Origin of the sequence: Microcystis sp. M_QC_C_20170808_M3Col (genome assembly GCF_007095505.1) — a bacterium.
Taxonomy (GTDB): Bacteria; Cyanobacteriota; Cyanobacteriia; order Cyanobacteriales; family Microcystaceae; genus Microcystis.
Genome location: NZ_SFBY01000281.1, coordinates 1 through 9,382, shown reverse-complemented (window position 1 = coordinate 9,382; position 9,382 = coordinate 1). Strand labels below are relative to the sequence as shown.

Sequence of the window (9,382 nt, the reverse complement as noted above, 5' to 3'; positions counted from 1 at the left end):
TAAAGATTAGTTATTGTGACTAACCGTTTTGGTTAGAGAAAGATAAACTTGAGAATCTTCAGTCAAATTTATTGACTCAAAATCCGCTGTACTTAATTTAAATGAATCAACCCTACCCAAACCCTCCTTAATCCCCCCTTAATAAGGGGGGTATCTGACAATTTTTAACACCTACCTACTTAGTGGTTATTTATTTGATGACTTTCTTTCTGGTTTTAGGATAGACAAAAAAATTTTGGTGAGGACAATAAAATCAAAAGGTTAAAATGTCAAAAAAATACAAAATCACTTCCCATCAAGATTGATCATCTAAGATGCCCATAAATTTCAGGTTAATCGGCCATGTTTTCCGGAAAGCCGAGAAGATTGCTTACATTAGGATAATCCTCGATATAAACCGTCCCCTAGCTGGGAGAAAACCACAGACATTTTAGCAAAATATTATCAAAAACTACCAGAATTGTCAAGTAAATTGACGAGCAGTGGCTACAACAAGCAAAAACCCTCGCCCTGATTACAGCGTTTCTGATCAAGATGAAGTATAACCTGATAGGGCATCGTCTCCTGGCGACCGTCTCCCCAAAACGAAAACCTCATACCTCACCATTAAGATAACTGCTATAATCATCATCTCTTGCTGAATCGGGTGACGAAGACCTTTAATCGATAAGCTGTTGACTATCTAAATTACTCGTTAAGATTGCAGGAGAGAAGGGAGCAGCGAGAGAGAGTTTGATCATTTGTACTAAAATATCCAATACGCAGTTTAAATACAATAAAGCTTATGCGTATCCGATGTATTATAGATTGATTAGGTGTTTCTGTTAAGATGTTTTTGTCCAATGATCTGCACCTAATTTCAATGATACCCCACTGGGTTTCTCATGATGATCAAACGAACTCTTATTATCGTCACCTGCCTAATGCTGCTTGGCTGTACTTTAGGATTATTAAATTTTACCTACGATGCTTCAGTTTTAGCGCCAGAGGAATATTATCAGATTCGATCGCTTCATAGTCGCGATGGTATCGGTAAATTTTATCTAGGACGGGAAATCGCTAAAGTCATGGGACACCAAGAAATGTTATGGTTAGAACGTCCTAGTCGCCGTTTCACGGAAAAACCCGATGATCTGATCACCGCACTACATTTAAAACCCACAGACCTAGTGGCAGATATCGGCGCGGGGACAGGTTATTTTAGTTTTCCTATGGCGAATTTAGTAGAACAAGTTTTCGCCGTCGATGTGCAACCGGAAATGTTAGGGGCAATTGATTTTTTGGCCGAGGAAAATCAAGTGAAGAATGTCACCACAATTCTCGCTACAGAAACCGATCCCAAATTGCCTATAAATGTGATCGATTTAGCTTTAATGGTCGATGCTTATCACGAGTTTTCCTGTCCCCGCGAGATGATGGAGAATCTGGTCAAATCCTTAAAACCCGATGGTAGGGTGGTATTAGTAGAATACCGTCGTGAAAATCCCCTGATTCCCATCAAGGCCCTTCATAAAATGACCCGCAGACAGGTAGAAAAAGAAATGTCCGCTCTCGGTTTAGTGCCAGAAGAAATCATCGAGACTTTGCCCCAACAACATTTAATGATTTTCCAGAAAACAAATTCAAATTAGCAAGTTACCCAAGCTAATCCGCAGGACTTTCTTTTTGGATTAACACCTCACCAGCGATTAAACGTTGGGCTGCCGACAGTAAAACATCCTCAATATAGGGCTTGACAAAATAACCTTTTGCCCCTTTAGCAGCGGCGAGATGCTGCATTTTTTGCGACCCTCGCGAGGTAATCATCGCTACTGGTATCCCCTGAAGTTGTTCATCCTCTTGCAGACGAGAGAGCAATTCTAACCCATTCAGGCGAGGCATTTCGAGATCGCAGAGAATCAGATCACAAGCTAATCCAGCCCGTAATTTTTCCCATGCTTCTAAACCGTCTCGGGCCTTTTCAATGCGATAACCAGCTTTAACCAAAGAAATCGCTAAAATTTCCCGCGCCGTTACCGAATCATCGACAATCAAGACCCGATGAGTCGATTGTGCCAAGAAATTAGCGGGATTACTGTCAATAATCGTTGCATCGGGGGATAAAGGCTGATTACGAGTCGCTTTAATACTATTAGCTAGTAACACTTCCCCCGCAATCATTCTTTCAGCCGCCGAGAGTAAATCTCTTTCCGTGTAGGGCTTGGTAAAATAACCACTAGCTCCTAATGTCGCCGCCACCTGACGATGACGTTTCCCTCCTTGGGAAGTCAATAAAGCCACGGGAATGGACGCTAATCGGGGGTCTTTTTGCAAATTATACAGTAATTCTAGGCCATTCATGCGGGGCATCTCGATATCGCAGAAAACGATATCACAGGGCAAACCGCCGCGTAATTTTTCCCAAGCTTCTTGACCATCCCGGGCCTGTTCCACACGATAACCGGCTTTACTAAAGCTTAAAGAGAGCAATCCCCGGACAGTAATCGAATCATCGACAATCAGAACCATAGCCCCCGATTTTTGGCTAGTTTCCGCCGCTACGGGGGGGGCAGGTTGGCGCCAAAGACCACCGTTATCGGTACGCAGACGACCCCTGGCGATGTCGATTAACTCTAACACATCGCCGATCGGCATCACCGTACCATCGCCCAAAACCGTCGCCCCAGCAATCCCAGCCGTTTTCGGAATCGGTCCTTCGATCTGTTTGATGACGATTTCCAGTTCACCGATCACTTGATCCACCTGTACTGCGAGGAGATTATTACCACCGCGCAGGATCACGATCGAAAAAGAGTCTTCCTCCTGTTTGCCAGTGTAAAAACTACCGCGACTTAGTTGCCGATTGTAGGAAAGCAATTCGCTTAAGGGTTGGAAGGGTAGTAAAGTATTTTGCCAGAAAACGCAGCGCCGTCCCTCCCTATCCATTTGGATATCCCTGGACCGGAAATCCTTCATATCTTCCACTCCGTCCATGGAGAACCCGATGCGCGCATGATTACTCACACAACACAGGGCCTTACAGATACTCAGGGTTAGGGGTAAACGGATGGTAAAAGTGCTTCCTTTGCCCAGTACCGAGTCAATAGTAACGGTCCCGCGCACATCGATTAAACTGGTCTGCACCACATCTAAACCCACCCCACGACCGGCAAAATCATCGGCCTGATCTTTGGTACTAAAACCGGGGTGAAAGAGGAGTTCATAGACTTCTTGGGGACTGAGGTGTTCAGCTTCCCGATCGCCGATCAGGCCTTTTTCGATCGCCTTGCGTTTCACCTGATCAGCATCAATACCGGCCCCATCATCACCAACGGTGATCACGGTTTGATTCCCCTGTAGGAATGCCCGGACAGAGATGGTCCCGAGGGCAGGTTTCCCTTTGTCCATGCGTTCTTGGGGTGATTCAATGCCGTGGGTGATCGCATTGTTGACCAGATGGGTCATGGGACTATTGAGATGTTCGAGGATCATCTTATCGATGAGAACATCACCCCCTTCCACTTTTAATTCGGCTTGTTTATCAAGTTTCAGGGAAATATCGCGAATTGCCCGGGGTAGGCGATCGGCGGCTTGACTAAAGGGAACCATGCGCGATTTGGTCATCCCTTCCTGTAGTTGGGTGGTGGCCTGTCGCAGACTGCGCGTCACCTGATCGGTTTCATCGACGACAAATTGAAGATCAGAGCCCGATTCTCGCACTCGTACGATCAATTCGATCATCTCTTGGGATAATAAATGGAAATCGGTAAAACGGTCGATCTCTAGGGCATCTAGTTCGCCAGCCGTGGCCGAATCCCCCTGATTTTCTCCCTGAACTCTACCGTCACCGATGGCACCACCGGAATTGCGACTAGCCAGTAAAGCCCCTTCTAGGAGGCTTCTTTCATAGAGATCCTGCATCCGACTGCCCACATCACCCAGATGTTGGACGCAGGTTAGCAAATTATCTAAAAAGAGACGCAGGCGATCCTGTTCCTCTTCAAGGCGATTGCGTTTAACCACCAGTTCCCCGATCAGATTGCTGAGGTTATCCAATTGTTTGATCGGCACCCGCATCGTCTGTTCAAAAGCTTTACTGACAAGGGGACGCAGGTTTTTTGACCGGACTGGTGGACTGACGCTGACCGCCGGATTTGCTGCCATCACCTGATTGGTTTCTTCGAGGAGTTTTTCTAAATCCTTGAATTCATCCTCTAGGAGGCTTTCTGGGGCAATTTCCCGTGATTCTAACCCTTGCAGCGGTTCCACCGCAGCCACCGGGTCCACTGCTGGGGATTCCCAGAGGAAGGCCTCTAGGGATTCAAAGATGTCTGGTAGTGGCGGTTGCGCCGGTGGCGTGGGTTTTTTCAGAAAAGCTTCTAAGTCTTCGAGGCTGTCGTAAAAATTGGGGTTGCCGATGGCTATAATTGCTTCTGAGTCCAAGACCACCGCATTTTCTAGCAGCAGAGATTCGAGATCATCCCCATCTTCCAGTTCTAACTTGGGAGCCGGTCCGGGGGTATAATAAAGATCATTAGTGGCGGATTCTTCCCAATTGATACTATCGCCAAAAAGTTCCTCTAATTCCCTTTCCGAGGTCAAGGAAGACGGGGTTTGCCCAAGATAGGCCCCGGCTCTGGCCACCAGAGAAGAACTCTGCTCGAATAAAAAGCCGAGTTCATCTAGAGCCTCGTCACCGTCGGCGTCTTTGTCTTCTAAACTCTCTAACAGCTGTTCGAGATCCTCGTTAAAGAGATGATCCGAGTCGGGTTTCATCATGATTTGCTTCCTGCCAAGTCTTCCTTTTTGGTCAACCAATACGCTCTCTTCAGCTTCAGATTACCTAGAATCTTACTCGATAACTCTATCCACTAGCAATTTTTTTATGGCTAATCAAACTCTTGGACTCGATCGACAATTTTATTCCTATTATCAATCTATCTGTCTGCGAGAACCTCCTATTTTAGCTCAATTACGTCAAGAAACTGCCTCTCAACCCCTGGCAGTCATGCAGATTGCCCCCGAACAAGGTCAGTTTATGGCTTTTTTGGTACAGGCGATCGGGGCGAAAAAAACCCTAGAAATAGGGGTTTTTACCGGTTATAGTTCTCTAGTGGTGGCCTTAGCTTTACCCCCAGAAGGCAAGCTGATCGCCTGTGACCTAAGGGAAGAATATACCAGTATAGCCCGCCGTTATTGGCAGCAGGCCGGTGTCGCCGATAAAATCGATTTAAGAATTGCCCCGGCCCTGGAGACTTTAGATCAATTAATCGCCGGGGGAGAAAGTAATAGTTTTGATTTTGTCTTTATCGATGCCGATAAAAGTAATTATGATGCCTACTACGAACGGGCGTTACAATTGGTCAGAAATGGCGGAATTATCGCTATCGATAATGTTTTTTGGTCGGGACGGGTAGCGACGGCCGATAGCACTGATAATCGCACCAACATTATCCGTTCCCTTAATGCCAAAATTCAGCAGGATGAACGGGTAAATATCAGTATTATTCCTATTGGTGATGGTTTGACCCTGGCCATGAAACGGTGAAGAAGTTGGGGAGAGTAGAAAAGCTTTTGCTCTTGCGGAAACCACCCAGGACAACGCTACATCCCTTAAGCTCCTTAACGACAGCACTAAGTTATCTATCAGTTCAACGGAGAGGGTGGGATTTGAACCCACGTTAGGTGTGACCCTAAAGCAGATTTCGAGTCTGCCGCATTCAACCACTCTGCCACCTCTCCACAGGGTTTGAGTCCGGATTATCATTTTAACAGATTACTTGTCCTCGGATTGATTTTTTTTGATAAACCTCTTGCATAATTGATTTTTGAGGGTTTAAAAACGTCAAAAATAAGGATTAAGTGGCATAAAATATCCAAATAAACCATTTAATTGATTATTATTCATTCTTAATTCTCCTGACGACCGACTACTGACTCCTCACCAACCACGACAATTTTTGATTTTTACAAGAGGTCTGATGCATCAAGCCCCTTTTCTTCCAGTTAACCATCCCCAGCCTAACTTTCTCCACCGGTTAGGGAGTCTCTGGAAATTTTCCCGTCCCCATACGATTATCGGCACTTCTTTCAGTGTTTTAAGTCTGTATTTAATTGCTTTGGGCAATATTAGCGATTTTTTTAGCCATTGGTCGGTTTTATTGCTCACTTGGGTCGCTTGTCTTGCGGGTAATGTCTATATCGTCGGTTTAAATCAGTTGGAAGACATCGACATCGATAAAATCAATAAACCTCATCTTCCCCTAGCAAAGGGCGAATTTTCTCGGTTAACAGGAGGGTTGATCGTGGGTTTTACGGCTATTTTAGCAATTATACTGGCTTTTATCGGTGGTTTTTGGCTGTTAATCACCGTGGGGATTAGTTTACTCATCGGTACTGCCTATTCCTTGCCACCAGTGCGGTTAAAACGCTTTCCTCTCTGGGCAGCCTTCTGTATTTTTACCGTCCGGGGTGTTATCGTCAATTTAGGTCTTTTTCGCCACTACAACACAGTTATTAATCAAAATCAGTCTATCTATCCCTCAGTCTGGGTTTTAACAGCTTTTGTTCTTGTTTTCACCGTTGCGATCGCTATTTTCAAGGATGTTCCTGACCTAGAAGGCGATCGCATTTACCAGATTACCACTTTTACCCTGCTGCTCGGCCCTGAAAAAATCTTAACAATTTCTCTATTGACAATTTCTCTATGTTATGCAGGGATGATTGCCGTCGGTCTCTTGGGGATAACGGGAATTAATTCTCCTCTGGCCATTGTCGCCCATCTGCTCCTACTTCTTCTTCTTTGGTGGCGTAGTCGCAAGGTAAATTTAGAAGATAAAAGCGAAATCAGCCGATTTTACCAATTTATTTGGAAATTATTCTTTTTAGAATACATTATATTCCCCCTGGCTTGTTTGATATGAAAATATCTCCTTTTTTAGCGGCCATTCCCTTACTTTTGCTAGGTGGTACAAGCGCACCTAGTCAAGAAACCATCGATCCGCAATTATTAACCGGCAACCTTCGTTTAACCCTAAAAAATGGCGTTTGGAAACTGTGGCAAGATCAACCCGTTTATCAAAATCTTACCCTAGATTTAAGCTGCGATCGATCTGTTTGTCAGCCTTCGGTGTGGGGATACGCGCCCAAATTCAATAAAGAAGTGGATCACCAAGGTACGGTAAAAACGATTAAATTAGACAATGCTTGGCGATTACAGGTGAAAATGAACATTCAAACTCACCCTTGGCAAGCGGAAGTCAGGGAAGCTATCTATAATATCGAAATTGTCCCCTACCAAGACCAACTTATCGGCAGTTATCAAGGTACTTTAGGGGGAAGAAGACTACAAAACACAGTTAATGGTACAATTTCCCCTTTATGGCCTAATCCTGTCCCTAATCACCAACCCCTACAACCGCGAGAACATCCCCGCTTAATCTTTCGCAAGTCAGAATTAACTAATCTCAGAGAAAAAGCGAAAACTCCCATCGGTCAAACTATTATCGCCCAATTAAACAACAGTTTACAGCAAAAAATTTATTACGATGGTTATGTTCCTAATGGGGGTTATCATGCCACAGGTCATTGTTTTTTAGCGATTTTAAATCAAGATAGAAAATCAGCAGAAACCGCCTGGGAAATTCTCGAAAAAACCCGTAAAAATCGGGGAAGGAGAGTCTTAGAACAATCTCCAATTGTCGCCGGAGTCGCTCTCGCCTACGATCTTTGTTATGATTTTTGGGGAGAAAAGCGCCAACGGGAAATTACTGGCTGGTTATTTAGTGAAAGTAAAAAACTTCTCAAAGGTGGTTCACCCAAAGATGGATGGAATGGAGAGGCAGTTAGTAACTGGAATGCGCGGGCCAGAGGTGCGGCAGGATTAGCTAGTTTAGCGATTCTCAAGGAAGATTTACCGCCCGATTCTCTCTATTATCCCTCTGCACAGGTGGAAATGGCCAAACGTCACATCGAACGCTATTTTACCACAGCTATCGGCGATCGAGGATTTGGCACGGAAGGAGATTTATACAGCACCGAACCCATGGTTATCGCTGTTTTTCCTTTTCTGCAAGGGTATCGAAATAGTCTCGGATTAGACTTAGTAACTGGTTCCTCGGCAGCCCAATTGATCCCCCATTATTTAACCAGAATTGTCCCTAAAAATGGTCAATTATTGATTCCTGCTTATGGCAGACATCAGACTTTTTTAGGAGTGTCTTTATTAACTATCGGATTGGGAATTACCGATAAATTATGGCTGCCAGCGCTAAAATGGCGATTACAAGGTCAAGAAAAACAACTTTTTCACCCCCATTATCCTCATATTGTCCCTTTTCTTCTCGCTGCTTATCCATCTAATCTTACTCCCGAAAATCCTGATCGCCAACTTTCCCGGGTTTTAGTTGATCAACAAAAGGGATTTTATGCTTTTCGTAATCGGTGGCAAAATGAAGAGGATTTTGTCGCTAGTATCTATCTCAAACAGCAACCTTTTGTGGGAGGATGGTCTTTTCCTGATGTCGCTAGTGTAAGAATTTGGGGATTAGGAGGACATTGGGCGAGTTTTGAGAGATCAAAAGGCGACTGGAACTCAGAAAATACGGTTATTTTCCCGAAAACACTGCCTTGGAGCCAGGCAAAACCGATATCTTTTCAATCTAGTCCCGATGGTTCGGGAGTAATTACGTTAAAAACTGATAAAATTAGGGTTAAAGGAGCTAATAAACCCGTAGAAGTTGCTCTAGTTCGCTCTTTCGCCGTCGATTACAGTCTGTCCTCCGGTTCCCCCGGATTATTCGTCTTGATGGATAAATTATTAGGTAAAGTCGATCAACCAGAATTTATTAATAAAACTTGGGTGATGAATACACAGGGAAATGTCACTCTCGGAAAAAATAGTTTTACTATCACTCAAAATCGGGCAAATATGCAGGGAACTTTTATCACTCCCGTGACTTTAAAAGTCGAGAAAACTAATACAGGTGAGCGCATTTTAGCCACGGGCAGCGAGGAATTTTTTCTGGTGATGACCGTCCAGAAAAGTCGTCCCCCAGCAGTTAAAATTATCGACAAGGGATTAGATGCGATCGTGCAAATTGGCTCCCAGGAAATCTCAATTATCGACGGTGCAGTTAGATTAAAAGAGATGAATTTTCAAGAGTAGAGGTGCGTGTTTGCGACTCCCAATTCTGTTAAAAAACCAAAATCAACAATCCCCACCCCACGCTCGGCGTTACACTATCGAAGAGCGCACCCTACATTCTAACTATGATACCTTAGGTACAGCAATTCTCATTTTAAAAAGTAACAAGTGATACAGACAGAAACAAAGCTTTAAGCAAGCTACAAAATGCGCTCCCGCGAGTGCGACTGCATCGCAGAGAAGTGAGTATATAGAGTA

5 protein-coding genes and 1 tRNA gene are annotated in these 9,382 nt (G+C 44.4%); 4 read left to right on the top strand and 2 right to left on the bottom strand.

What is annotated here, in order from left to right:
• Positions 1-887: 887 nt before the first annotated feature.
• A complete protein-coding gene (locus tag EWV84_RS12695; RefSeq protein WP_416361034.1) occupies positions 888-1,631 on the top strand; it encodes a class I SAM-dependent methyltransferase in 744 nt (247 codons plus the stop codon).
• A gap of 13 nt (positions 1,632-1,644) precedes the next feature.
• On the opposite strand, the gene EWV84_RS12690 is transcribed toward EWV84_RS12695, so the two are convergent.
• Positions 1,645-4,758 (bottom strand): hybrid sensor histidine kinase/response regulator, encoded by a 3,114-nt coding sequence (locus EWV84_RS12690; RefSeq protein ID WP_287078272.1) that lies wholly within the window; start codon positions 4,756-4,758, stop codon positions 1,645-1,647.
• 106 nt (positions 4,759-4,864) lie between these two features.
• Between EWV84_RS12690 and EWV84_RS12685 the strand changes: the two genes are divergently transcribed.
• On the top strand, positions 4,865-5,527 hold the full coding sequence (locus tag EWV84_RS12685; RefSeq protein WP_287078271.1) for a class I SAM-dependent methyltransferase: 663 nt from the start codon (positions 4,865-4,867) through the stop codon (positions 5,525-5,527).
• A 107-nt stretch (positions 5,528-5,634) separates the two neighbouring features.
• Here the strand turns inward: EWV84_RS12685 and EWV84_RS12680 are convergent.
• Positions 5,635-5,721 (bottom strand) — tRNA-Ser (locus EWV84_RS12680).
• A 239-nt stretch (positions 5,722-5,960) separates the two neighbouring features.
• Here EWV84_RS12680 and EWV84_RS12675 point away from each other — a divergent pair.
• Both EWV84_RS12675 and EWV84_RS12670 read left to right on the top strand, forming a co-directional pair.
• Complete coding sequence (locus EWV84_RS12675; RefSeq protein ID WP_287078269.1) at positions 5,961-6,902, top strand: homogentisate phytyltransferase; 942 nt, start codon at positions 5,961-5,963, stop codon at positions 6,900-6,902.
• Positions 6,899-9,145 (top strand): hypothetical protein, encoded by a 2,247-nt coding sequence (locus EWV84_RS12670; RefSeq protein WP_287078268.1) that lies wholly within the window; start codon positions 6,899-6,901, stop codon positions 9,143-9,145. The genes EWV84_RS12675 and EWV84_RS12670 overlap by 4 nt, the downstream gene beginning before the upstream one ends.
• Positions 9,146-9,382: the final 237 nt, after the last annotated feature.

Excerpts from the sequence above, each read along its gene's own strand:
- EWV84_RS12670 (WP_287078268.1), top strand. The coding sequence starts at position 6,899 with ATGAAAATATCTCCTTTTTTAGCGGCCATTCCCTTACTTTTGCTAGGT.
- EWV84_RS12675 (WP_287078269.1), top strand. The coding sequence starts at position 5,961 with ATGCATCAAGCCCCTTTTCTTCCAGTTAACCATCCCCAGCCTAACTTT.
- EWV84_RS12695 (WP_416361034.1), top strand. The coding sequence starts at position 888 with ATGATCAAACGAACTCTTATTATCGTCACCTGCCTAATGCTGCTTGGC.
- EWV84_RS12690 (WP_287078272.1), bottom strand. The coding sequence starts at position 4,758 with ATGATGAAACCCGACTCGGATCATCTCTTTAACGAGGATCTCGAACAG.
- EWV84_RS12685 (WP_287078271.1), top strand. The coding sequence starts at position 4,865 with ATGGCTAATCAAACTCTTGGACTCGATCGACAATTTTATTCCTATTAT.